At 63.3% G+C, this 22,835-nt stretch carries 18 protein-coding genes and 1 tRNA gene; 11 read left to right on the plus strand and 8 right to left on the minus strand.

Annotated elements, in window-relative coordinates; translation table 11 throughout:
• From QCE79_RS03675 to QCE79_RS03700, 6 genes are read left to right on the plus strand one after another with little or no spacing between them, the layout of a single operon-like run.
• A complete protein-coding gene (locus QCE79_RS03675; RefSeq protein ID WP_244827371.1) occupies positions 1–1,731 on the plus strand; it encodes an iron ABC transporter permease in 1,731 nt (576 codons plus the stop codon).
• Positions 1,732–1,769: 38 nt separating this feature from the next.
• On the plus strand, positions 1,770–2,843 hold the full coding sequence (locus QCE79_RS03680; protein WP_309841946.1) for an ABC transporter ATP-binding protein: 1,074 nt from the start codon (positions 1,770–1,772) through the stop codon (positions 2,841–2,843).
• Positions 2,840–3,586, plus strand: a complete 747-nt coding sequence (locus QCE79_RS03685) for a hypothetical protein (protein ID WP_309841948.1) — start codon at positions 2,840–2,842, stop codon at positions 3,584–3,586. The genes QCE79_RS03680 and QCE79_RS03685 overlap by 4 nt, the downstream gene beginning before the upstream one ends.
• Positions 3,587–3,616: 30 nt before the next feature.
• The gene (locus QCE79_RS03690) at positions 3,617–4,687 is read left to right on the plus strand and encodes an ABC transporter substrate-binding protein (RefSeq protein WP_250525549.1); all 1,071 of its coding nucleotides are present in this window, start codon (positions 3,617–3,619) and stop codon (positions 4,685–4,687) included.
• A 9-nt stretch (positions 4,688–4,696) separates the two neighbouring features.
• Positions 4,697–5,551, plus strand: coding sequence for a TIM barrel protein (locus QCE79_RS03695; protein ID WP_309841950.1), 855 nt, complete (start codon positions 4,697–4,699; stop codon positions 5,549–5,551).
• Between the two features lie 2 nt (positions 5,552–5,553).
• Complete coding sequence (locus tag QCE79_RS03700; RefSeq protein ID WP_284507686.1) at positions 5,554–6,303, plus strand: SDR family NAD(P)-dependent oxidoreductase; 750 nt, start codon at positions 5,554–5,556, stop codon at positions 6,301–6,303.
• Positions 6,304–6,307: 4 nt separating this feature from the next.
• Here QCE79_RS03700 and QCE79_RS03705 read toward each other — a convergent pair whose 3' ends face one another.
• From QCE79_RS03705 to QCE79_RS03715, 3 genes are read right to left on the minus strand one after another with little or no spacing between them, the layout of a single operon-like run.
• Positions 6,308–8,089: an FAD-dependent oxidoreductase gene (locus tag QCE79_RS03705; protein ID WP_309841952.1), complete on the minus strand. Its 1,782-nt coding sequence runs from the start codon at positions 8,087–8,089 to the stop codon at positions 6,308–6,310.
• Between the two features lie 57 nt (positions 8,090–8,146).
• Positions 8,147–9,916: an FAD-dependent oxidoreductase gene (locus QCE79_RS03710; protein ID WP_309841953.1), complete on the minus strand. Its 1,770-nt coding sequence runs from the start codon at positions 9,914–9,916 to the stop codon at positions 8,147–8,149.
• A gap of 17 nt (positions 9,917–9,933) precedes the next feature.
• Positions 9,934–11,001, minus strand: a complete 1,068-nt coding sequence (locus tag QCE79_RS03715; RefSeq protein WP_309841955.1) for a Gfo/Idh/MocA family oxidoreductase — start codon at positions 10,999–11,001, stop codon at positions 9,934–9,936.
• A gap of 487 nt (positions 11,002–11,488) precedes the next feature.
• Here QCE79_RS03715 and QCE79_RS03720 point away from each other — a divergent pair, with 487 nt between their 5' ends.
• Complete coding sequence (locus tag QCE79_RS03720; protein WP_244827379.1) at positions 11,489–13,045, plus strand: methyl-accepting chemotaxis protein; 1,557 nt, start codon at positions 11,489–11,491, stop codon at positions 13,043–13,045.
• 281 nt (positions 13,046–13,326) lie between these two features.
• Here the strand turns inward: QCE79_RS03720 and QCE79_RS03725 are convergent, their stop codons facing one another.
• The 5 genes from QCE79_RS03725 to pepN form a co-directional block, all read right to left on the minus strand.
• Positions 13,327–13,707, minus strand: a complete 381-nt coding sequence (locus QCE79_RS03725; protein ID WP_250463896.1) for an NUDIX hydrolase — start codon at positions 13,705–13,707, stop codon at positions 13,327–13,329.
• Positions 13,708–14,035: 328 nt separating this feature from the next.
• On the minus strand, positions 14,036–14,587 hold the full coding sequence (locus QCE79_RS03730) for a hypothetical protein (RefSeq protein WP_309841957.1): 552 nt from the start codon (positions 14,585–14,587) through the stop codon (positions 14,036–14,038).
• Positions 14,588–15,063: 476 nt separating this feature from the next.
• Positions 15,064–15,139: transfer RNA gene (locus tag QCE79_RS03735), tRNA-Thr, on the minus strand.
• A gap of 53 nt (positions 15,140–15,192) precedes the next feature.
• A complete protein-coding gene (locus QCE79_RS03740) occupies positions 15,193–16,209 on the minus strand; it encodes a class 1 fructose-bisphosphatase (protein ID WP_244827384.1) in 1,017 nt (338 codons plus the stop codon).
• 162 nt (positions 16,210–16,371) lie between these two features.
• Positions 16,372–19,095 (minus strand): aminopeptidase N, encoded by a 2,724-nt coding sequence (pepN, locus tag QCE79_RS03745; protein WP_309841960.1) that lies wholly within the window; start codon positions 19,093–19,095, stop codon positions 16,372–16,374.
• A gap of 195 nt (positions 19,096–19,290) precedes the next feature.
• Here pepN and QCE79_RS03750 point away from each other — a divergent pair, with 195 nt between their 5' ends.
• The 4 genes from QCE79_RS03750 to QCE79_RS03765 all read left to right on the plus strand — a co-directional run bounded on the left by QCE79_RS03750 (position 19,291) and on the right by QCE79_RS03765 (position 22,831).
• Positions 19,291–20,076 carry a DUF4136 domain-containing protein gene (locus QCE79_RS03750; RefSeq protein ID WP_404988981.1) on the plus strand — a complete coding sequence of 262 codons (786 nt, stop codon included), beginning with the start codon at positions 19,291–19,293 and terminating at the stop codon, positions 20,074–20,076.
• A 204-nt stretch (positions 20,077–20,280) separates the two neighbouring features.
• Complete coding sequence (locus QCE79_RS03755; RefSeq protein ID WP_309845162.1) at positions 20,281–21,006, plus strand: CDP-alcohol phosphatidyltransferase family protein; 726 nt, start codon at positions 20,281–20,283, stop codon at positions 21,004–21,006.
• A complete protein-coding gene (locus tag QCE79_RS03760) occupies positions 21,003–21,818 on the plus strand; it encodes a 2OG-Fe(II) oxygenase (RefSeq protein WP_309841961.1) in 816 nt (271 codons plus the stop codon). The genes QCE79_RS03755 and QCE79_RS03760 overlap by 4 nt, the downstream gene beginning before the upstream one ends.
• Entirely contained in the window at positions 21,815–22,831 is a 1,017-nt protein-coding gene (locus QCE79_RS03765; RefSeq protein WP_309841962.1) for a flippase-like domain-containing protein, read from the plus strand. Before QCE79_RS03760 ends, QCE79_RS03765 begins: the two co-directional genes overlap by 4 nt.
• The last annotated feature ends 4 nt before the right edge of the window (positions 22,832–22,835 follow it).

Raw genomic sequence — 22,835 nt, forward strand, 5'->3', positions numbered from 1 at the left:
TTGAATCCACATCACGTACAGCCGCTTGCCGCCGACCGCGCGCCCGCAGCGCGCGCGGGCGTCTCCACGCGCCGTCTGAACCAGATCGGCATGTTCGCGCTGCTCATCGCGGCGCTCGCCGTGCTGATCGTCCTGCCGCTCGGCGCGTTGATCCTGCGCGGCTTCGTGCGAATCGACAATGGTCATGCCAGCGCATCGCTTGCCGCTTTCGGCAAGGTATTCGGCGATATGAGCTACTGGATCGCGATGGGCAACACGCTCGTCATCGCGCTCGGTTCCATGCTGCTCGCGACCGCGCTCGGCGTCATGCTCGCGTGGTGTCTCGTGCGCACCAACGTGCCGTGGCGCGGCTTTCTCGAACGCGCCGCCGCCATGCCGATCTTCATTCCGCCGTTCATCGGCGCGTTTGCGTGGATTCTGTTCGGCGCGCCGCGCATCGGCATCTTCAACGTGGCGGCGAAGTGGATGAGCATCGGCCAGCCGTTCAACGTGTACTCGTATCTCGGCATCGTCTGGGTGATGGGCATCTACATCGCGCCTTACGTGATGATGATCGTCGCCGGCGCGCTGCGGAACATGGACCCGAGTCTCGAGGAAGCCGGGCAAGTGGCCGGCCTCAGCCGCTTTCGCACGATGCGCGTCATCACGCTGCCGGTGGTCGGTCCGTCCATTCTGTCGGGCGCGGTGCTCGCGTTCGTCATCAGTCTCGGGCTCTTCGGCACGCCTGTGCTGCTTGGCATGGCGAAGGAGATTTATCTCGTCACCACGCGCATCTACCTCGAATTGCAGCAGTTTCCGCCCGATGCGGGCATCGTTGCCGTGCTGGCGATCTATCTCATGGTGCTTTCGGTCGCGGCCAATCTCGTGCAGCAATGGATGCTGCGCGGCCGTTCCTTCGTCACCGTCACCGGCAAGGGATTCAGGCCGCGCCTGATGAAGCTCGGCGCGAGCCGTCATGCGATCGCCGCCGCGATCTGGTGCTATCTCGCGCTCACGGTCTTCGCGCCGATTGCGATCATCGCGGCGGCGGCGTTTTCGACCTACGCGTGGTCGGGACACTTCACCTGGAACAACCTGCGCTTTCTCTGGACCACGGTGGACGTGCGCACGACCTTCGTCAACAGCCTTCTCATCACGATCATCGCGGCGAGCGCGACGACGGTTCTGGGCGTCGCGGTGTCGTGGTTCACGACGCGCTCGAAGATGCGCGGCCGTCAATGGATCGAAGCCATCGTCCTTTTGCCGATGTCGGTGCCGAGTCTCGCCTTCGCGCTCGGCGTGTTCTTCTTCTGGGTCGCCATGCCGAAGTGGGTCGGCGTGTACGGCACGGTGTGGATCATCATCATCGCGCTGGTGGGGCGCTACATCAGCTACTCGGTGCGCGCCATTTCCAGCAGTCTCGTGCAGATTCATCCCGAACTCGAAGAGAGCGCGCGCATCTCGGGCTACGGCTGGACGCGCGCGCTGTCACGCATCACGTTGCCGCTCATCATGCCGAGCGTGATTTCGAGCTGGGTGATGATCTACAGCATCTTCGTGTCCGAGCTTTCCATCGTGCTGCCGCTTTATACCGCCGAGACGCGCACGCTTTCCATCCTCAGCTTCGATACCTGGTCGATCGGCCAATTCTCGCAAGTCGCCGCGCTTTCGCTGCTGCAACTGATGATGGGCGTGGGTGTCATGGCGGCGGTCGCCGTCATCACGCGCCGCCGCGAGAGTTCGATTGTCTGACGCGCGCCATACGATCACCCGATACGAGAGTCCACGCCATGACCGTTGCCATTCAGTCCCTCACCAAGCGCTTCGGCGGCGTGCACGCCATCGACGATCTCACGGTGCAGTTCCGCCCGAACGCCATCACGGTGCTGCTGGGCGCGAGCGGCTGCGGCAAGACCACGACCTTGCGCTGCATCGCCGGGCTGGAGCAGCCGACGAGCGGCGAGATGGAGATCGACGGGCGCACCGTGTATTCATCGACGCGCAACATCGACCTGCCGCCCGAGAAACGCGAACTCGGCATGGTGTTTCAGTCGTATGCCATCTGGCCGCATTTGAGCGTGATGGAAAACGTCGCGCTGCCGCTGCGGGCGCGCGGCACGGCGCACGCGGCCATCGACACGCGCGTGCGCGACACGCTCGCTTCGGTGGGGCTCGGTCAGCAAGTGGATCGCAGCGCGATGCAACTCTCGGGCGGCCAGCAGCAGCGCGTATCGATTGCGCGCTGTCTCGTGGCCGATCCGCGTCTCATCCTGATGGACGAGCCGCTCAGCAATCTCGACGCGAAACTGCGCGTGGAGATGCGTCACGAGATTCGCAATCTGCAGCGGCGCATCGGCGCGACCATCTTGTTCGTCACGCACGATCAGGAAGAAGCCATGTCGCTCGCCGATGAAATCTTTCTATTCGATCGCGGACGTATCGTGCAGCGCGGCGCGCCCGAGGAACTGTATTTCCGGCCGGCGGTGCGCTATGTCGCGGAGTTTCTCGGCAAGGCCAATCTCTTTCCGGTTGCGCTGCGTTCGCACGCGGGCGAAACGGAAGTCGTGGCGCAATCCGGGCAGATCGTCGTGAAGGGCGATGTGACGGGCGCCGCCAACGGCAACGAAGCGCTCTGCATGGTGCGGCCCGAAGCGTGGCGCGTGCAGGCGCGCTCGCACACGGGCGTGCCGGGCCGCGTGCGTGAAAGTTCGTTCGTCGGCGACCGGCGCGAGTTGCGCGTGGAAACGCCGCTCGGCGATCAGACCGTGGTGACGCCCGGCTTCGAACGCTACGCCAACGGCGATGAAATCACCCTGAGCGTCGCGCCCCAGCATTTGCATCTGATGAGAGGAGAGCTTCAATGATCGCTGTCGGCACCGGTCTCTTTACCATGTGGAACGACATCCCGCCCGCCTACGGCCGCGAGTTTGCGCTGATGCACACGCGCGACCACGTGCCCGAGCACATGGCCTATCTCGGCGATGACGGCATCCGCTGGGCGCGGCGCTGTATCGACGGACAAGGCGACATGCCGCGCTTCTTCACGTTTTACGGGCTGACGAGTCTTGACGTGCTCACCGACGAGAAGCACGCGAAGTGCAAGGTGACGGAGACCGCCTGGTTTCTGAAGATGCGCCCGCATTACCGCGACCGCATTGCGTATCACTGCTCAGTGCTGGCAAGCGCGGGCGGCGGCACGGGCGGCACGGTGGCGACGCTCTTGATCGACTTCGCCGACGATGCACGGCAGGATGCGCCGCGTCTCGCGGCGCTCGTGGATGACCTCACGCGTTTGTCGCCCGTGGTCGGCGCGCATCTCGCCGCGCCCGAATGGAACGTGCCGATCCGCGTCGGCGAAGCATTGCCGGCCGGGCGCGAGGGCAACGAAGCGGTGGGCGTGGTGATCCTCGAAGGTTTCGATCGATACGAACTGGCCGCGTGTCTCGAGGACGTGCGCGAGCAACTCGTGGCAAGCGGCGTCGCGGCACGCGTGCGTTCAGCCGGGCATTACGCGCAGGCGTACCGGCTGGACTATGACGAGATCGCGCATCTCGAACACTTCCGTCGCGACGACGCGCTCATCACCGAACGCTTCGACCTGAAATAGCCGAACGACTACAAATCATCAGGAGACAACATGACCACTTCGATAAAACGGCGCCGCCTCGTCCAGACACTCTCGCTCGGAAGCGCGGCGCTCGCGCTCGGCATCTCGCCGCTGATCGCGCACGCCGAGCCCGACAGCACGCTGATCGCGGAGGCGAAGAAGGAAGGCAAGCTCGTGGTGTATGGCGATCTCTTCACGGTGCAGATCATCGTCAAGGGATTCACCGCGAAGTATCCGGGCATCGACGTGACGACCGCGACCGGCGACGCCTGGCAGATCTATAACCGCTTCATCGGCGAACAGCAGGCGGGACGTCCGGTGATGGACGTGTTCTATCAGGCCGAGGACACCATCATCACGGCGGGCGCGTCGGGCACGCTCGCCGATGTGTCGTATGGCGACAAGGGCGTGCTCTTGCCCATCGCCACGCCCGCACAGGGCACGACGTATCTGCGCGGCAACGGCCAGTTGTGCCTCTTCGCCTACAACAAGCAGTCGATCGGTTCCGCGCCCATTCCCGCCGACTGGCAGGACTACGCGAAGCCGAAGGATGAATGGGACGGACTCGTGGCGACGACGAATCCGGCGTCGTCTTCCGCGACCTTCGCGGTGATCGCGAGTCTTTATCAGCATTACGGACCCGAAGCCGGCGGCGCGATCCTCAAGGGCGTGCGCAAGACCAACGCGGAACTGGTGGCCTCCATGGGCGTGATGACGACCAAGCTGCAAACCGGCGAACGTCCGCTCGATTTCTTCACCAACACGACGGCCGCGACGGGTCTCATCACGCAAGGCGTGCCGGTTGAAGTGAGAGTGCCGGCATCGGGCGCGGTGGCGCAGTTCAACGCGGTGGCGATCAGCAAGACGGCGCCGCATCCGAACGCGTCGAAGCTCTTTCTGGATTACGCATTGAGCGCGGAGACGCAGACGCGGCTCGCGGCGGCGGGCGCGTATCCGGTGCGCAAGGACGTTGCCGCGCCGAAGGGCTTGCCCGCGCTCACGAACGTCAAGCTGCTCAAGCTCGATTTGCCGCAGGCGCTGAAGGATCGCGACACGATCCTCAAGTGGTGGTCGGCGAGCACCGGTTTCAATACGCGTTGAGGAGAAACGATGATCGAGGAAGTGAATTTACATGACGTGTCGGTGGCGAACCTGACCGTGGCGGGCGGCGCGCCCGTTGCGCTGATCGAGGCCGCCGCGGCGGCGGGACTCGGCAAGGTCGGCTTGCTTTTGCGCACGGCGACGCCCAAGCCGCTCGCGCACGAAGTCATCGGCCGGCCAGACGTGGTGCGCGAGATCAAGGCGGCGTGCCGTGCGAACGACATCCGCGTGTTCGACGTGGAAGCGTTCATTCTTTCGCCCGCCGCCGATATCGACACTTATCGCGCGGCGCTCGCCACCGGCGCGGAACTGGGCGCGACGCATATCTCGGCGGTCGGCACGGAACTGCTGACCAACGACGCGTTTTTATCGGCGCCGGAACGCATCGAACTGTTCGGCCGCTTGTGCGATGCCGCCGCCGAATACGGCCTGCATGTGGGCGTCGAATTCATGCTGTATCGCGACGTGCGCACGCTTGGTGAAACGCTCGAGTTGCTGAATGCGGCGGGGCGCGCCAACGCGGGCGTGATCCTCGATGTGCTGCATTTTCATCGCAGCGGCGCGCGCCCGGAAGAACTCGACGCGGTGCCGGCCGAACGTATTGCCTACGTGCAGTTGTGCGATGCCATCGAACGAAGTCCGTCGCTCGACGGGCTCGCCAACGAAGCCCGCACCGCGCGCCTGCATCTAGGCGATGGCGTGATTCCGCTCGATGCGATTCTCGACCGCTTGCCCGCCGACGCGCAACTCGTGATCGAGACGCCGGTTGCTGCGGATGCCGGTTTATCCGATGCACGCAAGGTAGCCCATTGCACCGATGCCGCGCGTCGTTTCTTCGCGCGGCGCGCAAGCCAGCGAGGTTGAACATGACGATCAGCCAGGCATTCGAAGGACGCGTCGCCCTCGTGACGGGCGCTGCATCGGGCATCGGGCTCGCGTGCACGGAGCGCTTGATGTCGGAAGGCGCGACGGTGGTCCTATGGGACATCGACCAGAAGCGGCTCACCGCGTGCCAGGAACGTCTGGGCGAGCGCGCGATTGCGCAACGCGTCGACGTCACGAACGAGGATGAAGTACGCGCCGCGCTCGAAGCGGCGGTGGCGCAGACGGGCAAGCTCGATATCGTGGTCAATAGCGCGGGGATCGTCGGATCGAGTGCGTCGGTGTGGGAGATGCCGCTCGATGCGTGGAACAAGGTGCTGCTGCTGAACCTGACCGCAACGTTCATCGTCTGCAAGGCGGCCGTGCCGTATCTGCTCAGAAACGGTTATGGACGCGTGGTCAACATGGCGTCGATTGCGGGCAAGGAAGGCAACGCGAACCAATCGGCGTATTCGGCTTCGAAGGCGGGCGTGATCGGCCTTACGAAGTCGCTCGGCAAGGAACTGGCTCAGCGCAATATCACCGTCAATGCAATTGCGCCGGCATCCGTGCAAAGCGAGTTGCTCGCGCAGATGCCGCCCGAGCAGATGAAGATGCTGCAAGCCAAGATTCCGATGGGACGTCCCGGCACCGTGCAGGAAATCGCCGCCCTGATTCGCTGGTTGAGTAGCGAGGAGAGCTCGTTTTCCACAGGCGCGGTGTTCGATGCATCGGGCGGGCGGGCGACTTACTGACGCTTCAATGCGTCGGCGTCGGCACGCGGTTCAGGTCGAGCGGCAAAACGAGATCCTCCTGCACCGCGTCTTCGTCTTCGTAACGATGAATGCCCGCCGCATACCGGCCCGCGACATAGCCGAAGGTCATCGCGGGACCAAGATTGATTCCGCCTGACGGATAGAATCCGCCCATCACGCTCGCCATGTCCGTGCCCACGGCGTAAAGGCCGGCGATCGCCTGGTCGTGCAAATCGAGCACTTGCGCCGAGCCGTTCGTCTTTAATCCCGCGAAGGTGCCGAAGCTGCCCGGGTACACCTTCACCGCGTAGAACGGACCGTGTTCGATAGGCGCCACACATGGGTTCGGCCCCTGATGCAACGGGTCGCCCATCTTGCGGTTATAGGGCGTCGAACCGCGTCCGAATTCCGGGTCCTCGCCGCGCCGCGCGTGGTCATTGAACGCGATGACGGTTTTAACCAGCGCATCGGAATCGATACCGCAGCGGGCGGCCAGCTCTTCCAGCGAATAACCGCGTTGCAGATAGCCGTTGCGGATGAAGCGGCGCATCGGAACCGGGAAGGGCCGCACGTAGCCCAGGCCGTATCGGCGCAAGAATTGGTGATCGCAAATCAGCCATGACGCGACTTCCTGACCGTCGGGCGCGCCCGCGACCATAGCGGCGGTGTAGTCGTAATAGCCATCGGCTTCGTTGACGAAGCGCTTGCCGTTCGACAGCACGCCGATCACACCGGGCTTGCCGCGATCGATGATGTGCGGAAAGTGCCCGATGCTGCCATCCGAATGCGTGACGCGCGACACCGGCGCCCATGCGGCGGGCGAAGCGACATCCGTCACGAGCGAGCCGCCCGCCGATTCACCCAGGCCGATGCCATCGCCCGAGCAGCTTTCAGGCGGCAGCGCCAGATGCTCGCGGCCTGTCGGCGTGCGCGGGAAGAGCGCCTTGCGGCGCGTGAGGTCATTCGGAAAGCCGCCGGCGGCGAGCACCACGCCCTTCGCCGCGCGAATCGTGACTTCGCCTCTCTTCGTCGATACGACAGCACCATGCACCGCGCCATCCTCGACGATCAGACGCTTGGCGGGCGCGGACTCCATCAAGGTCACGCCGAGATCGTCGGCGGACTTGGCAAGACGCCCGACGAGCGCCACGCCATTCACGAGATGCATTGCGCGGCCGTGAAAAGCGAGGTCGCGCAAATGACGCGTGAAGCGCTTCGTCACGTGGATGAACGAGCCGAACGAGCGTGTCATGCTCAGAAAGGCCATGAGGTCGGCGCCCGCCATGATCGGCATGCCCATGAACGAAGTTTCGCGCATGGTCTTGCGCAGGCGCTTGTTGAGCGGACCGATTTCGCGCGCATCGTAGGGCGCCGCGATCACCTGATGCCCTTGCGTCGCGGCGCCTTCGACGTGGCCATGCACATCGGGAATTTGATTTCCGTCCACGAACCGGAGCGCGGTGTGCTCGTGAAAGAAGCCGACCATGTGCGGACAATTGTCCAGAAAGGCATCGACGCGTTCGGGATCGTAACGATCTCCCAACTCGTTCCTGAGATACGTGCGCGGCTGTTGCGGATCTTCGATGATGCCCGCGCGTCGTGCGAGCGGATTGCCCGGCACCCACATCCAGCCGCCCGACCATGCCGTGGCGCCGCCGAAGACGTCGTCCTTCTCGACGACGACCACCTTGAGCCCGTGCCACGCCGCGGTAACAGCGGCAGCGAGACCCGAGGCGCCGGAGCCCACGACCAGCAGGTCGCAGTCGATTTGATTCGGAGTATTCATGTGCCAGGCCGGTTCGTGGTGTTCGATTGTGGCTGCTTCAGTTTCGTCGACAGCGCATCAAACCCTGACGCGCACCGGAATGTCCCGCAGCCCGACCACGAATTCAGGATCGGCGACGGGCACGGCGCGCGCCGCGAATTTCGCGACACGCCATCCGAACACGAGTGCGGGTCCGAGCGTCGTTCCCGGCCCCGGATAAGTGCCACGAAAGATCGATGCGAGGTCGTTGCCGCATGCGAAGAGTCCGGGAATGGCGTTGCCGTGGTTATCGAGTACCTGACCGTCGGCGTTGCCGGACAGCCCCGCGCTGCATGCCAGATCGGCGGGCCACACCGTGACGGCGTAATACGGTCCCGCGCCGATGGGCCGCACGCAGGGATTGGGTTTCTGCGATGCATCGCCATTGAAGCGGTTCATCGCGCTTGCGCCGCGCTTGAATTGCGGGTCTTCGCCGCGCGCCGCGTCGCGGTTGTACGCGGCGACCGTGCGCTCCAAGCCGCTGGCATCGACCTTGAGTTTCGTCGCCAGTTCGGCCAACGTGTCGCCCTTGATGAGATATCCCGCCTTCACGAAGCTGGCAATGCGCGCCTGGCTGCGTTTCTTCATCACGAGTCCGAGGCCGTAATCGCGCAGGAACGCGGCATCGACGATCAGATGCGCCGGCACGCTCGTGCCCTGGCCATTGTCGCGCAGCATGCCCATCACGAAGTCGTGATAAGAATCCGATTCGTTGACGAAGCGCTCGCCACGCGCGTTCACGGCGATGAGTCCCGGCTTCGCGCGATCGAGAAGAATGTGCGGCCAGACGCTATCGGGCTTGCCTTCGCGACGCAGGATGGAGCAGGGCATCCACAGGCCGGGGCTTTCGCAGCCATCGTCGAGCCTCGCATCGAGATCGAGCGCGCGCTCGATGCCATCGCCCGTGTGCGTTTGCGGCGAAAGCGACAACGGTTGTGCGGCAGCGGGGAACAACTGCTTGCGCAACGCCGGGTTGCGCGTGATGCCGCCCGTTGCGAGCACCACGCCCCGGCGCGCGCCGATGCGCTTCTTCGAGCCGCCTTTCTGTCCGACCACGGCGCCCGTCACCATGCCGTGCTCGACGACGAGTTCCAGCAACGGTGTCTCGAAACGCACTTCCACGTTTTGCTTGCGCAGGCTGTAGAAGAGACGCGCGGCGAGCGCGTTGCCCATGACGAGATTCGTGCCTCGCTTGTGGCGCAGACGGTCGGCGACATAACGTCCGACCACCGACAACGTGCGTGTGAAATTTTTCTTCGACGCGAACGGTTCGAGCAGCGCATCGAGGTCCGTGCGCGCGACCATCATCCCGCCTAAGCCCATGAACTCGGGGCGCGGCGGCCTTACGCGGGCGAAGTCATCGCCTAGCAGCCGGCCATCGAAGGCCACGGGCGCGAGCGCGCGTCCGCCGAACGCCGCGCCGGGACCGCTGACGTAATCGGGATGTGCCGCCGCGGCCACGAATTTGACCTCGCTGATGCGCTGAATTTCCTCGATGGCCTGCGGGCCGCTCGCCAGGAACGCCTCGCGTGCATCGTCGCCGCCGCGATCGCCGACCACCGACGCGAGGAAGCGCCGCGCGTCGTCGGTTTTATCGGGAACGCCCGCGCGCACGCTGTCGCTCGTGCCGGGCACCCAGGTCGTGCCGCCGGAGGTCGAGGTAATGCCGCCGACCGCGTCGGTCTTCTCGCAGATGAGCACCTTCAGACCTTCGTGATGCGCGACGAGCGCCGCGGTCATGCCGCCCGCGCCCGCGCCGAACACGAGCAGATCGACTTCTTCGTCCCAGGGTTGAGTCATCGAATTCATGCGCTTTGTCTCCTGTCTCATGCCGTGCGGCCGATGCTCGCTTCGGCCGTTGTTGCGACCGCCACCGGCGCTCTCGATGCGGCCGCGCGATGCACCGCGAATGTCGTCGCGAGCGTGCGCGTTGCGTCCTCGCCTGAACAGACCGGCGCTTCCTTGCCGTCGATCACCGCCGAGAAATGCCGCAGCTGCTCGTGATACGGATCGCCGCGATGCGGTGTGCTTCGTTCGACGGTCAGCGGGTCATGCCAGCCTTTGCCGCTGCGGTAATCCCAGACATCGAGCAAGGGCAGCGTGAGCGATCCATCGGTGCCCGTCAGAAAATGCGTGTTGACGTTCTGACGCGGGTAGTGCGCCGCTTCGCCCGCCGCGAGATCCCAGTTCCAGGGCGATGCCGCGCAATCCGAGACCGCGAGCGTGCCGAGCGCACCGCTCGCAAACCGCAGCAGCACGGCGGCCGTGTCCTCCACTTCGAAGCCGCGCACCGCGTTGGATGTCTGCGCTTGAACTTCGATCACTTCGCCGAGCAGAAACCGCATGATGTCGATGTCGTGGATCAGGTTGATGAGCACCGGACCGCCGCCTTTTTCGCGGCGCCACGCCATCTCGAAGTAGCTGTCGGGTTTATAGAACGTGGCAAGCGCCATGGCCGCAACCGGCGTGCCGAGGCGGCCGGATTGGACGATCTCGCGCGCGCGCCGCAGGATCGGGTTATGCCGCCGATGATGTCCGACGATGAGCGGCAGTTGCGCTTGCGACGCCGCGCGGGTCAGTTGTTCGGCTTGCTCGACGGTATCGGCGATAGGCTTTTCCATCAGCACCGCGACGCCCCGTTCGATGCACGCCAGTCCGACTTGCAGGTGCGTCGCGTTCGGCGTCGCGACGATCGCGCCTCGCGGTTTGACCTCGTCGAGCATGGCGGTGTAGTCGGCGAACCAGCGCAGGCCTTCGGCGCGTGCGAACGCTTCGGCCGCCGGCGACGGATCGGCCACGGCCACGATCTCGCAATCGGGATGCAGCCGCGCGCGTTCCACATGCATGCGCCCGATCGCGCCGGCGCCGATGAGGGCGAGGGTCGTCCTGCTCATTCGTGTCTCCTGTTGTGGTGTCTCGCGCCGCGCGTGTTGCGTGAAGCGTTTGACGGCACGCAATATCCTGTTACCGCGAACTCGAAGCTATTTCGGAATAGTATTCCAATTTCAAAGTTTATTCCACACCAAATTGGATCGTGATGCCGGAGGCAATCCATGCTTCGCGCACAGGCTCGCGAACCGAGTCGTCGATGAAGCGGAATGTGTCGCGGAGCCTACGTAGCCGGTGTCTTTGGAGTTCGAAACGGCGGTGACGCGGCTTTTAGCGAGCATCGACGGACGGCCAGCGACCGAAGGCATCGCGAAGCTAGTCTGAACGCGTTGAACGCCGCGACGTGGCTAGACGAAGCGCGCTTTATCGGTGCGTAAAGCGACGCCAACGTGATGCGTTCCCTGTTTCATCGCCTTCAGTTTTCCCGCGAGACAGCCGATAAAAAAGCGATCGGCGCACATTGCGCGTAAACCCTCGAATTGAAGACTCTCGATGAAGCTCAGCCTCAAGATTCCGCTCGCTTTTGCCGCCGCGCTCTTTTTCATGTTCGCGGGCGCGTTATACGGTATTTTTGCCCTCAATCAATCCATCGACACCTATCGAACAGTGGTCGCGGATAACGTCGCGAGCGAACGCATGGTGTCCGCGACGCTGGTCGCCTTCAAGTTGCAAGTGCAGGAGTGGAAAGACACGCTCTTGCGCGGCAAGGACCCCGAGAAACTGCAGAAGTACTGGTCGGCTTTCCAGACTCGCGAAGCGACCGTGCACAAACTGGCCGATGAACTCAAGCGCACGCTTCCCGCGGGCGAGAGCCGCGATTTGATCGACCGCTTTGCTTCCGCACACGCCGCAATGGGCGATGGCTACCGGCGCGGCTTCGATGCGTTCAAGGCCGCGGGCTTCGAATCGTCCGCTGGCGATAACGCCGTAGCGGGCGTCGACCGCGAACCGGCCGCGCTACTCGAACAGGCGGCCCAGAAGATTGCCGCCGATAGCGCCGAAGTGTCCGCGCACGCCGATAGCGCCGCGCGGCAAGCGTCGTTCATCAGCGTCACGTTGATGCTCTTCGTGCTGGCGCTCTCGTTGATCGGCGGATATCTCTTCAGCCGCACGGTGTCCGGTCCGCTCGTCCGTGCGCTCGGTTGCGCGCGCGCCGTGGCGAAGGGCGATCTCTCGCACGAGTTCGAAACCGACGGCAAGGACGAAATCGCCGAATTGCTGGTGGCGCTCAAGCATATGCAGACGAGTCTCGCGACGGTCGTGAGCAAGGTGCGCCAGAACGCGGAAGGTGTGGCGACCGCGAGCGCGGAAATCGCATCGGGCAATCTGAATCTGTCTTCGCGTACCGAGGAGCAGGCGGCGTCGCTCGAGGAAACGGCGGCAAGCATGGAAGAGATCACCGCGACGGTGCGTCAGAACGCGGATAACGCGGTCGCGGCTTCGTCGCTTGCGGAGAATGCATCGCAGACCGCCACGCGCGGCGGCCAGATGATGGAAAAGGTCGTCGAGACCATGCACGGCATTTCCGAGAGCGCGGGCAAGGTGGGCGAGATCATCGCCGTGATCGACGCCATCGCGTTCCAGACGAACATCCTTGCGCTGAACGCGGCCGTCGAAGCGGCGCGCGCGGGCGAGGAAGGGCGCGGTTTTGCGGTCGTGGCATCGGAAGTCCGCTCGCTCGCTCAACGCAGCGCGACGGCCGCGAAGGAGATCAAGGAGCTGATCGAGCAGTCGGCCGGCCGCGTAGAGACGGGCTCGTCGCTCGTGCGGGACGCGGGTAGCATCATTGCGGATATCGTCGGCTCGGTCGAGCGCGTGACCGATGTGGTCGGCGCGATTTCGTCGGCGTCGAAGGAACAGACCACGGGCATCGAACAGGTCAACATGGCCGTCACGCAGATGGACGAGGTGACGCAGCAAAACGCCGCGCTGGTCGAGCAGGCATCGGCGGCGGCTCAGGCGCTGGCGGAGCAGGCGAGGTCGTTGCGTGACGTGGTGGCGATTTTCAAGCTGCGGGGAGATGGTATGGGGACGATGCGGGCCGCGTAGGTGTCGGTTTCGCAGCTTGGCCGCGCGCGATGCAGGTCGTAAATGAGACCGATGCCCGCGTATGCGCCGCCGCCTTCAGCACGGTGTCGCCCTGCCAGTAGCCGAAGCGATGGTTGAAGGGCTTGCAGTGCTCGAGATCGGCATGGCAGGCCACGAACGCGACGCCATGCCAATGAGCCGGTCGATATGCGCGATAAGCCGAGCGAAGTGCCACGGTCGATGTGCGGCCGAGGCGTGACGTCTTTCGGGATTGACGAGCTCGTCCGTGTCGCGGTTCGGCTTTATTTTCCGCGGCCGTTCTTACGCTTATGACTGACGAGCTTCACGATATCGTTCGTTGGCGTGCTCGTCATGAGCCGTGGAATGTCTTCGAGATTCACCCAGCGGCATCGCGAAATTTCATTGCTCGGACGCGGCTTGGCCCGAGCGGAGATATCGCAATAGAAGACGTGATGGTGCTTTTGCTTGCCTCTGAAGTCGAAGAGATACTTGGCCGACTTGCCGGAGAGTTGTGTTTCCTCCTTGAGTTCTCGAAGCGCGGCGTCAGGGAGATGCTCCCCGCGCTTGAGGATTCCGCCTGGCAGGGCCCATTTCGATTGGCGACGTGCCACTAGAAGAATGCGTTTTCCCTTTCGACAGATAACAGTGGCGCGCTTCTTCAATTGAACTCCACTTTGTTCTTTTGGATGTGATGGCTCATATCTCATCCACCTTTGTCGTCGAATAGCTTCGGCTCTTGGCGTCAGCTGTGAAGAGCCGCTGACGGGGCAGAAACGTGCGCTAATGCTATTACAAGAAAGCGGCCTTTTGTGATCGATTTCATAAAAACACACGAATGAGAAAATCGGCGGCTTGACACAAAAGTTTCATTGAGCAGATGCGCGTCGTAGGTGCCCTGCGCGTCTTCAATGTCGATGACGCTGCCAGCGGCGATTGCACTGGCAGCGGCGCGTTCCTCGACGTATTGCGAGGTTCGCGATCGAGCGGCGGTCAGGCGTTTGCAGGACGGCCGGTCTTGACGGTTTCGAGGGCCTTGATCGCGGCGACGATGCGCTTTTCCGGCGCGGCGTCGAGCACGGCGAGTGCGGCGCGCAGCAGTTCGCTCTTCTTTACGCGGATGCCGTTGTCGAGACACTTCTGCTTGAGCGATGCAATCTTCGCGTAGTCCGCTTTTGGCATGGTGAAGCTGTCGCGCACGACTTTATCTTTCTTCGCTCGCTTGGCTTTCGCCGCAGGTTTGGTCGTCGCGGCGGGTTTGGCTGTATCGGCAGGGGCGCGCGCGGTCGGTTTCTTTTCCCTGGCTTCGGTTGCCTTCGTCTTCGGCTTCGTTTTCGACTTCGTCGCGGGAGCCGAGGATGCACCGGCTATGGGCTCGGCAACCGCTTTCTTCGCGGGCCTTTTCACTCCACCCGATGCGGGCGCCGCAGCCTTCGACCGGGTTTTCGTTGCGGTCTTCGTGGCCGGCTTCTCGTCTTTTGCGACGGCGTTCTTGGGAGCATCGACAGCCTTGGTGGCGGGGGCATCGATTTTGGGTGTGCTCATTTTTTCTCCTCTTGATGTGGAGAAAACAGTATATACGGTTTTGTCTCGTGGCGAATGTCGCCGTGGGTCGAGGACATGGGCTGATGTCTACCGAGGTAGTCCATGTCGATGAGCGGATGAGTCCGCGCGGCATTCGACCCATGTTCTGCGACGAGCGCGGAGGAGGGAGGCTGAACTTGCTTCGCGGCGCGTTCAGCAGTTCGCCATTCTCAGCGGTGCTTCGGAAAACTTAGACGCACTGAGTTTTGTGATTGCTTGATTGCCGCGCTTCGAGACTCGCGACCGGCGTTTGCATGAAGCGCGTTTCGAGGACCGTGGCGGAGGCAACGTATGGCTTGTTTTCATGGCGTTACGTGTGCGCGGTGTTTCGGTGCCATCTGATCGCTGATATGGACTCGGTTGGCCTGCGTTTATTGGGAAGACCCCACAACGCAAAAAGCCCAGTCAACCTGACTGGGCTTTTTGCTTGATACGTTTGGTGCCGGAAAGAGGAATCGAACCCCCGACCTTCGCATTACGAATGCGCTGCTCTACCGTCTGAGCTATTCCGGCATCAGAGAAACGAGATTATAGAGACTCCTTTCCCAATTTGGCAAGACCCTGAATCAAACTTTCTTTTCCGAGTGATAACGCGTCACGCGATCGACCTCGCTCTTCGAGCCGAGAAACACCGGCACGCGCTGGTGCAGGCTCGTTGGAACGATATCCAGAATGCGTTGCTCGCCATCCGTCGCGGCGCCGCCAGCCTGCTCGACGATCAGCGCCATCGGGTTCGCTTCGTACATCAGACGCAGCTTGCCCGGACGGTCCGGCGTGCGCTTGTCGGCGGGATACATGAAGATGCCGCCGCGATTCAAGATGCGATGCACATCCGCCACCATCGACGCGATCCAGCGCATGTTGAAGTCGTCCTTGCGCGGGCCGTCCTTGCCGTCGTTCAACTCGCCGATATACCGCTGCACCGGCTCATACCAGTGACGGCTGTTGGACGCGTTGATCGCGTACTCGCGCGTTTCGGTCGGAATGCGCATGTCGCTTTGCGTCAGCACCCACGAGCCCAACTCGCGGTCCAGCGTGAAGCAGTTCACGCCGTTGCCGGTCGTAAGCACGAGCACGGTTTGCGGGCCGTACACCGCATAGCCCGCGGCGACCTGCGCCGAACCCGGCTGCATGAACGCTTCCTCGCTCGGCTCCGCGCCGTCCGGACAGCGCAGCACCGAAAAAATGGTGCCGATCGACACGTTCACGTCGATGTTCGACGATCCATCGAGCGGATCGAAGGTCAGCAGATAGTTGCCTTTCGGATAACGATTCGGGATCGGGAAGATCTTTTCCATCTCTTCCGATGCCATCGCGGCCAGGTTGCCGCCCCATTCGTTGGCTTCGAGCAGAATTTCGTTGGACAGCACGTCGAGCTTCTTCTGCACTTCGCCCTGCACGTTTTCGCTGCCGGCCGTACCGAGCGCGTCGCCGAGTGCGCCCTTGCTCACCTGATAACCGATTTGCTTGCATGCACGCGCGACGACTTCGATCAGAAGACGCAAGTCGGCCGGCAGATTCTGGTGTTCGCGCTGCTGCTCGATCAGATATTTCGTGAGCGTAGTGCGGCTGGAGATGGACATGCTGGGCTCCGTGAGCGTTTGACGAATCTCATGATTCTAACCGCTTGCCCCATGCGCTCCGTATGACAGAGGCCGCTGATGCCCGACATAAGCAAGAACGGCCACCGCGCTAAACAACACGTGGTGGCCGCTAAACAGTAAAAAAGTGTGATGAATCAGTGATTAAGCAGCGAGCGCCTTTTCGACGACTTCGCGCACATCGCGCGATTTCGCTTTCGACGCTACTTCAGTCAACGCCGCATGCATCTTCTCGCGCAACTGTGGCGTGAAGCGGCGCCACAATTCGAGGCCGCGCGCGAGGCGGGCGGCGACTTGCGGATTGAGCGCATCGAGCGCGATGACCTGTTCGGCCCAGAACGCGTAGCCGGAACCGTCGGGCGCGTGGAACTGCGCCGGGTTGCCGCTGCAGAAACTGAAAATCAGCGAGCGCGCGCGATTCGGGTTCTTCAGCGTGAACGCCTGATGCTGCATCAACTGGCGCACGATCTCGATGATCTTGCGGTCCGGCCCGCCACGCTGCGTCGCCTGCAGCGCGAACCACTTGTCGATGACGAGCGCCTCGTGCTCGAAGCGGCGATAAAAGTCGTCGAGCGCGGTGTCGGCGACGGTGGGATCGGCGCCCGCTGTCGCGCTTGCCAGGAGCAGCGCGGAAAGCGCCGCCGAACGATCCGTCATGTTGTCGGCCAAATCGTATTGAGCCTCGGCAAGCCTGATGGCTTCGCTCGGGTCGTCGAGCTGGCTCAGGTAGGCAAGGGCGAGGTTCTTCAGGCCGCGCTTGCCCGCATCTTCCGGTGTCGGACGATATTCGCCCGGCGTGCGGTTCGCCTCGTAAGCGGCGAGCCACTTGTCGCGCAGTCCTGCCGCGAGCTGGCGGCTCATGAACACGCGCGCCGCATGCACGGCGGCGGGGTCGGAGACGGACATCTGCTCGGCGAGATAGCTTTCCGATGGCAGCATCATTGCGAGTTCGCGGAAAGCGGGCGTGAGCGTGGTGTCGTCGAGTACGCGGGAAAATGCCGCGATGATGTCGCTATCGAGCGTGAGCGTTTCGCCCTTGGCCGCGCGCGCTGCGAGCGCCAGCAGTTCGCGCGTGGCGAGCCGCTGACCGGCTTCCCAGCGATTGAAGGGATCGCTGTCGTGGGCCAGCAGAAACGCCAGTTGTTCGTTCGTGTAGTCGAATTCGACGATCACCGGTGCCGAGAAATTGCGCAGCAGTGAGGGCAGCGGTGCTTCGCTCACATCGACGAAAGTGAACGACTGTTCGCGCTCCGTGAATTCGAGCACGCGCGTCGTGCCGTTCGGCTCTTTTTCGCCTTCGAGACGAAGCGGCAAATCCGCGCCATTCGCGCCGATCAGACCGACCGCGAACGGAATCAGGAGCGGACCTTGTTGCGTGGCGCGCGCGGCTTCGTTGCCCTCGGCGTAGCCTTGCGCGAGCGTCAGCGTGTAGCGCTTGGCGGCGGCGTCGTAAGAAGCGCGCACCGACACGCGCGGCGTGCCCGCCTGGCTGTACCAGCGCTCGTATTGCGCGAGGTCGCGGTTATTAGCGTCGGCCATGGCGTGACGGAAGTCGTCGCAAGTCACGGCCTGGCCGTCGTGGCGCTGGAAGTACAGGTCCATGCCCTTGCGAAAACCCTCGCGGCCAAAGAGTGTCTGATACATCCGCACGACTTCCGAGCCTTTCTCATAGACGGTCATCGTGTAGAAATTATTGATCTCGACGTAGCTTTCCGGGCGCACCGGATGCGCCATCGGGCCGGCGTCCTCGGCGAACTGCATCTGACGCAAGACGCGCACGTCCTCGATCCGCTTGGTCGCGCGCGCGGCCGCGCTCGCCGCGCCGTCCACGTCGCCCGCGGCCATATCGGCGGAAAATTCCTGGTCGCGGAAGACAGTGAGGCCTTCTTTCAGGCTCAACTGGAACCAGTCGCGGCAAGTCACGCGGTTGCCGGTCCAGTTATGGAAGTACTCGTGTCCGACGACCGCTTCGATGTTGGAGAAGTCGATATCGGTCGCGGTTTCCGGATTGGCCAGCACGTACTTCGTGTTGAAGATATTGAGGCCCTTGTTCTCCATTGCGCCCATGTTGAAGTCGCTGACCGCGACGATCATGAAGCGGTCCAGATCCAGTTCCAGCCCGAAGCGCTTCTCGTCCCAGCGAATGGAGTGGATGAGCGAATCCATGGCGTGGCGCGTCTTGTCGAGATCGTGCGGCTCGACCCAGACCTGCAGCAGCTTCTCTCGCGAACCGGACTGAATGCGCTCTTCTATCCTCACCAGCTTGCCGGCGACCAGCGCGAAGAGATAGCTCGGCTTCTTGAACGGGTCTTCCCAGACGGCGAAGTGGCGGCCGTCGGGCAGGTCGCCTTCATCGATCAGATTGCCGTTCGAGAGCAGCACCGGATACGCGGTCTTGTCGGCGCGCAGGGTCACGGTGTAGGTTGCCATCACGTCCGGACGGTCGAGGAAATAGGTGATGCGCCGGAAACCTTCCGCCTCGCACTGCGTGAAGAAGTTGCCGCTCGACACATAAAGCCCGGACAGCGTGGTGTTCGCGGCAGGATTGCAGACGCTTTCAATGACGAGTTCGAACGCGTCGCCCGGAATATTGCCGATGGACAGACCGTTATCGCTTACACGGACGTCCGTATGCGGCTTGCCGTCGATGGTCGCGCTAACGAATTCGAGTTGCTCGCCGATCAGTTCGAGCCGCGCGGTGTTGTCCGCCGCGTCCGGGTTGCAATGCAGACGCATGCTGTTTCTGACAACGGTCCGCGAGGGCACGAGATCGAACTCGAGCGCGACGGAATCGATCAGGAACGCGGGTGGCGTGTAGTCCTGGCGGCGGATCACGGTGGATGCGGTCGTTTCGGTCGTGGTGGACATGGCAAGATCTTGAGTGAGTTGAGCGGCGCGGTCGCGCTCGTGAGCCGGGTGGTTTCGGGCACAAAAGCGGGCGCGGCATGTCGAACCATTGTACTGAACGACCGCCGATCGTGAAGCCGGACGGTCAGCAAGGCGTCCGCGGCCACAGCAAGAGCGGCTCAAACCGGAACGACATTGAACGAAGCGAGGAAGACCATGATTTCCCGGATCGAAGGCAGCGGCCCGTGGCGCATGCTGGCCCGCGCGGCGCTCGCGCTTGGCGTGCTCTGGCTTGCCGGCTGCACGACCTACGTGCAGACGCAAGTCACCGCGTTCTCGGATTGGAGCGGCGGCAGCGACGCCACCCGTACCTACGCCTTCGCGCGCAACAACGATCAGCAGAACAGCATCGAGCAGACGACTTACGAGACGCTCGTCGCCACGGAGCTTTCGAAGTATTCGTTCCGTCAGGCGCCGGAAGCGAGCGCGAACTACAAGGTGGCGCTCAATTATTCGGTACGCGGCGATTTGATGACGGTGCGCCAGCCCGTCTATTACGATCCCTGGCCGATGTACGGTCCGTGGGGGCGCCCGGGCTTCGGACCATGGGGCGGCGGCTGGGGCGGCTATGGCTACGGCGGTGGCCCGTGGGGCCCAACGGGCTACGTCGATCAAAGCTTCCCGGTCTATATCCACGCGCTGCAAATTCGCATGAACGAGCGTGCTTCCGGGCGTGAAGTCTATAAGGTGACGGCGGTCAATTCCACGGAAGATCCGTCGCTCTATCACGCCATGCCGTATCTCACGCGCAGCGCGCTGGCCGACTTCCCGCTCGGCAACGGCACGGTTCGCACGGTCACCATTCCTGTCGACAAGAACGGCGGCATGTCGAGCGAAACCACGGCATCTATCGGCAACGAGCGCAGCGTACCCATCCCACCGCCCAATGCGCCACCGCCTCCGCCGCCGCGCAACGCGCCGCCGCCCGCGACCATTCAGTGATCCGCAAGCGCCCCGAATCGAAACGGGGCGCCTGTTCCGTCAAAACGAATCGGAAATATTTTCTTCGGGGCGAATCGCGACAATCGTTTGCGGCGAGCGGGCATGGATCAAAACACGCGTCCGGCCCCGCTAAACAAGGTTCCGACGCCGTCGGAATGAGTCGCAATATATGCAGCTTGCGCGAAATAGCGATATATTCGCGTGATGACAAAATCGTGTCCGCCCAGCCCGAAAGCCGTTCCCGAACCATCGACATGGGACGCGCGCATTGCCCGCCGTCTCGTCACGCCACTCGTCGGAACGCCGGTAACGCCCAATCACCTTACGACACTACGGCTCGCCATCGGTCTTGGCGGCGCGTACTATTTGTCGCTCGGTTCGTTCTGGCTTTGCACGCTCGGCGCGTTGCTGATCGCACTATCGAATTTCGTCGATCACACCGACGGCGAGCTCGCGCGTATCAGCGGTCAGTCGAGCAGGATCGGCCACCTGTACGACCTCGCGTGCGACGCGCTCGTCACCGTGCTGCTGTTCGCGGGCATCGGCTTTTACGTGAGCGTGCATCATCCGGCGTGGCCCGTTTCGGCGCAGTGGCTCGGCGGCATCGCGGGCATTGCCGTTGCGTTGATCTTTTTCCTGCGCATGCGGATCGAGTCGACGGTCGGCAAGGCCGCCACGAAGCAGGCGTCGATGGCGGGCTTCGAAACCGAGGACGTGCTTTACCTGCTGCCGGTGATTACCATCCTGAACGGCATGACGCCGTTTCTGATCGCGGCGGCCATCGGCGCGCCGCTTTTCGCGATCTACGTGGCGGTGGATTATCAACGCGTGATGCGTCGCGAGCGTCGCGAGCGTCGCGCGAAGAGCTCGAGCGCGAGCCAGGCGCAAACGCGTAGCGAGAACGGCAAGGACTTCCAGGCGGTGAGATGAGCGATACGGCAACCCCACTTCACGACAAGCTCAACGAAACGAGCAACGGGACCAGCAAAGCCACGCCGAGCGCGCGCGACATCGACACGACGTTGTCCGCGCGCATCTCGGCGCTGCCGACGCCGCAATTGCGCCAGGACTACGACAAGCAGGGCGCGTTTCTCTACCTCGAAGACTTTCTGCCGCGCGAGTACACCGAACGCCTGATCGCCGCGGTGCACGATGTCCTGCCCGCCGTGAATCGCAATTACTTGCCGGGGCACAAGGCGGGCGGCAGCGTGAGCCGTCATACGCTCGACAAGCTTGCGCCGTTCATCGCGGACCTGTACCGCTCGGAAGCCCTCATCGAGTGGCTCGAAACGCTGACGGGCGACAAACTGCAACTCTCGCCCGAAGACGACGCGCACGCCTACGCGCTGTATTTCTATACGCGGCCAGGCGATCACATCGGCTGGCACTACGACACTTCGTATTACAACGGCCGCCGTTACACGCTGCTGCTCGGTGTCATCGACGACTCCTCCTGCCGTCTCGACTACGAACTGCACACGCGCACGCCCGAGATTCCCGATCAGCCGGGCTCGGTGCAGTATCCGCCGGGCGCGCTCGTCTTCTTCGACGGCGACAAGCTGCGTCATCGCATCACGCCGCTCGGCGAAAATGAAATGCGCGTCTCGCTTACGTTCGAATACGTGACGGACCCGAACATGAAGCCGTTTCAGCGCTTCATCTCGAACATGAAAGATTCGATCGCGTACTTCGGTTTCAAGCAGGTCTTTCGCCGCAAGGGCGGCAAGAACGGCGCCGCATGAGTCGCGCTGGCACCTTCCTGCTGTCGGCCGGCGTGGTTCTGTTCGTCGCGCTGCTCGGCTGGCAAGGCTTCGGCTCCGTGGCCTCGACGCTCGCCGCGGCGGGCTGGGGACTCGTCGCCGTCGCGGCCTTCCATTTCGTGCCGCTTTTCATCGATGCAATCGCTATCAGCAGTCTCTTCTCGAACGACGAACGCGACGTCTCCTTGCGCGATGCCTTGCTCGCGCGCTGGACGGGTGAATCGGTCAACAGCCTGATGCCCGCCGGGCAGATCGGCGGACCGATGCTCATGGTCCGCTATCTCACGCAGCGCGGCATGCGCGCCCGCGACGCCGCCGCGGTCATTACCGTCAGCACGACCATGCAGACGGTCGCGCAATTGCTTTTCGCGCTGGTCGGCGTCGTGCTCCTCACCGGTTACGCGACGGGCGGCTCCGCTTCCACCGTACGGATCGCGGTGCTCGCGGTCATCGGCGTGATCGGCGCGATGATTCTCGGCTTCTATCTGGCGCAGCGGCGCGGTCTCTTCGGTCGCGCCATGCGCTTCGCCTCCGGCATCGCGGCGCGCTTCTCGAAGAAGCACGACTGGTCTTCGCTCGTCACACGCGCCGAAGCGGTCGATACCGCCGTCCACGAGATGTATCGCGAACGCGGCAAGGTGGCGGCGAGCTTCGGCCTGAGCCTCGTCGGCTGGGTGGTCGGCACGGGCGAAGCGTGGCTCGCGCTGAGTCTGCTCGGGCACCCGGTCGGCTGGACCGAAGCGCTGCTGCTCGAAAGTCTCGGCCAGGCCATTCGCGGCGCGGCGTTCGCCATTCCCGGTTCGCTCGGCGTGCAGGAAGGCGGCTATCTGCTGCTCGCACGTCTCGTCGGCCTGCCGCCCGAAGCGGCGCTCGCGCTGTCGCTTGTGAAACGTGCGCGCGAGTTGCTGCTTGGCGTGCCGGGCATCGTCTATCTGCATTTCGTTGAAAAAGGCTGGCAGCGCCGCCGTCTCGCGCGTGTGCCGGAAATCGACTGAACCA

Source organism: Caballeronia sp. LZ003, assembly GCF_031451465.1.
Classification (GTDB): domain Bacteria; phylum Pseudomonadota; class Gammaproteobacteria; order Burkholderiales; family Burkholderiaceae; genus Caballeronia.

What these genes read in the sequence shown, in the direction of transcription:
- QCE79_RS03685 (WP_309841948.1), top strand. Translation starts at nt 2,840, where the DNA reads ATGATCGCTGTCGGCACCGGTCTCTTTACCATGTGGAACGACATCCCG.
- QCE79_RS03710 (WP_309841953.1), bottom strand. Translation starts at nt 9,916, where the DNA reads ATGAATTCGATGACTCAACCCTGGGACGAAGAAGTCGATCTGCTCGTG.
- QCE79_RS03680 (WP_309841946.1), top strand. Translation starts at nt 1,770, where the DNA reads ATGACCGTTGCCATTCAGTCCCTCACCAAGCGCTTCGGCGGCGTGCAC.
- QCE79_RS03740 (WP_244827384.1), bottom strand. Translation starts at nt 16,209, where the DNA reads ATGTCCATCTCCAGCCGCACTACGCTCACGAAATATCTGATCGAGCAG.
- QCE79_RS03700 (WP_284507686.1), top strand. Translation starts at nt 5,554, where the DNA reads ATGACGATCAGCCAGGCATTCGAAGGACGCGTCGCCCTCGTGACGGGC.
- QCE79_RS03695 (WP_309841950.1), top strand. Translation starts at nt 4,697, where the DNA reads ATGATCGAGGAAGTGAATTTACATGACGTGTCGGTGGCGAACCTGACC.
- QCE79_RS03715 (WP_309841955.1), bottom strand. Translation starts at nt 11,001, where the DNA reads ATGAGCAGGACGACCCTCGCCCTCATCGGCGCCGGCGCGATCGGGCGC.
- QCE79_RS03720 (WP_244827379.1), top strand. Translation starts at nt 11,489, where the DNA reads ATGAAGCTCAGCCTCAAGATTCCGCTCGCTTTTGCCGCCGCGCTCTTT.
- QCE79_RS03760 (WP_309841961.1), top strand. Translation starts at nt 21,003, where the DNA reads ATGAGCGATACGGCAACCCCACTTCACGACAAGCTCAACGAAACGAGC.
- QCE79_RS03690 (WP_250525549.1), top strand. Translation starts at nt 3,617, where the DNA reads ATGACCACTTCGATAAAACGGCGCCGCCTCGTCCAGACACTCTCGCTC.
- QCE79_RS03765 (WP_309841962.1), top strand. Translation starts at nt 21,815, where the DNA reads ATGAGTCGCGCTGGCACCTTCCTGCTGTCGGCCGGCGTGGTTCTGTTC.
- QCE79_RS03755 (WP_309845162.1), top strand. Translation starts at nt 20,281, where the DNA reads ATGACAAAATCGTGTCCGCCCAGCCCGAAAGCCGTTCCCGAACCATCG.
- QCE79_RS03730 (WP_309841957.1), bottom strand. Translation starts at nt 14,587, where the DNA reads ATGAGCACACCCAAAATCGATGCCCCCGCCACCAAGGCTGTCGATGCT.
- QCE79_RS03750 (WP_404988981.1), top strand. Translation starts at nt 19,291, where the DNA reads ATGATTTCCCGGATCGAAGGCAGCGGCCCGTGGCGCATGCTGGCCCGC.
- QCE79_RS03705 (WP_309841952.1), bottom strand. Translation starts at nt 8,089, where the DNA reads ATGAATACTCCGAATCAAATCGACTGCGACCTGCTGGTCGTGGGCTCC.
- pepN (WP_309841960.1), bottom strand. Translation starts at nt 19,095, where the DNA reads ATGTCCACCACGACCGAAACGACCGCATCCACCGTGATCCGCCGCCAG.